Genomic DNA, 1,433 nt, shown 5'->3' on the forward strand with positions numbered 1-1,433 from the left:
GACTCACACAACACCGCCCAGTCAGCGGTCAACGTCAGTCTCAAACCACCTACACAAGCTTGGATGGTGCAGGACCGTCGCCGGTTCTCGAGGCAGCTGCAGCCTTGCTGGAGCGTCTCGTATACAACCAGGCCGCAGAACTCAGCGGCGGTCTGGCTACATCGATCACCCTGCTCGACTTTACCTTTCCCTTGGGGATTTGGGCTCAAGCACTGGCTGAGCCGATCGAGGAGTCGCTGCGTTCGAAGATCTCCTCCGAACTAGATGCTCTCCTCGCGGCCGCTAAGTCTCGCCAGGATCAAATCCGGACAGTGATCGGGCAGGTCTCCCAGGCGTTGGAATATTCGCCAGGTCGCGCAGCTCCTGTATTTTCGTCCAGCGATTTCATCGCCCCGGACCGCGCCGTCGCGGATATGGGAACACGACGCTACGGTTACAGCAACAACGTATGGTGGGAGAACAGCCTTGCATCCGCCGCCTGATCCGCCGAAGAAGAACCAGGCCGCCTATAACTCACGTACGGGCATCGCCGACAAGATCGAAGCCAGAACCTACAAGACTATCGACGCCTTTCTGGCCATGCAGTACTTCGAGGGTGCCGGATACCTATTTTCGGCGGACCTCCTCAAATTCTACCTGTCCAACCCTGGTCCGAACTCGGACTTCACGATCAAGCCGGAATTCTTTCAGAAGACGGTAAATACCGAGGACGTCAAGGGAGTCGTGACGCGGTGCCTCGACAACATCATTGACCAGGCGAGAGCGGATCCGCAAGTCGGGGTAGTTCGTGAGCTCACATCCAATTGGATAGGTGCCGGTCCGACGGAGAATCAGGATGTAGAATTCGGGATCGGCCATTTCGATGTTGCAGTCGGAAGCGATACAATTGTGCGCTCAGCAGACGATGGTCTTCACGCCGAGGTGAGCTACAAGGTATATGTTTGGGACTACTACAATTTTGAAACGAAGGGCTGGATCCCGTTCGGCAATGTCAAGAGAAGTCAAGCAAATTCAATCGGATCCCACATGCGTGAGCTAGAGGAATTCGGATGGGCGCGAAGTTATGTGGCACGCGGAGAGTCCGACACCATCCAAACATGGGTCCAGAAGCTATGAAACGGACATTCGGTGGCGCAGTCCTTGCAGCTGCGACCGTTCTCGCTGCATTCGTGATGGTGAGCTGCGCGAGTCAACGTTCAGATCTGCGCGCTCTTGAATCATGTGGTTCCTTTCGGTTCCCGGCGGACGCTGAACTGGCGGAGTATGAAGTCCGGACATCCTTCGGGGACGAGACCATGGTTGCGGTCGTCAAAGTTCCCACCAGTGAATTCAATGAATTCAAAGTAGGGTCAAATAGTGACCGATTTACCCCCGGTGTCCCGGAGTACTCGAAGGATTACTGGCGTGACACAAAGAATTTCCCTGCCCTTGAA

The 1,433-nt window shown here is 55.5% G+C and carries 3 protein-coding genes; all 3 read left to right on the forward strand.

Going from position 1 to position 1,433, the window contains the following annotated elements:
• Positions 1 to 482, forward strand: a 482-nt coding sequence (locus ACFWPJ_RS32775) for a hypothetical protein (RefSeq protein ID WP_378857387.1), incomplete at its 5' end; no start/stop codon positions are given.
• Positions 466 to 1,116 carry a hypothetical protein gene (locus ACFWPJ_RS32780; protein WP_378857389.1) on the forward strand — a complete coding sequence of 217 codons (651 nt, stop codon included), beginning with the start codon at positions 466 to 468 and terminating at the stop codon, positions 1,114 to 1,116. The genes ACFWPJ_RS32775 and ACFWPJ_RS32780, both read left to right, overlap by 17 nt.
• The coding region (locus ACFWPJ_RS32785; RefSeq protein ID WP_378857391.1) for a hypothetical protein at positions 1,098 to 1,433 on the forward strand (336 nt) is incomplete at its 3' end. The genes ACFWPJ_RS32780 and ACFWPJ_RS32785, both read left to right, overlap by 19 nt.

The sequence above is a fragment of the Nocardia sp. NPDC058497 genome, from assembly GCF_042720195.1.
GTDB lineage: Bacteria > Actinomycetota > Actinomycetes > Mycobacteriales > Mycobacteriaceae > Nocardia.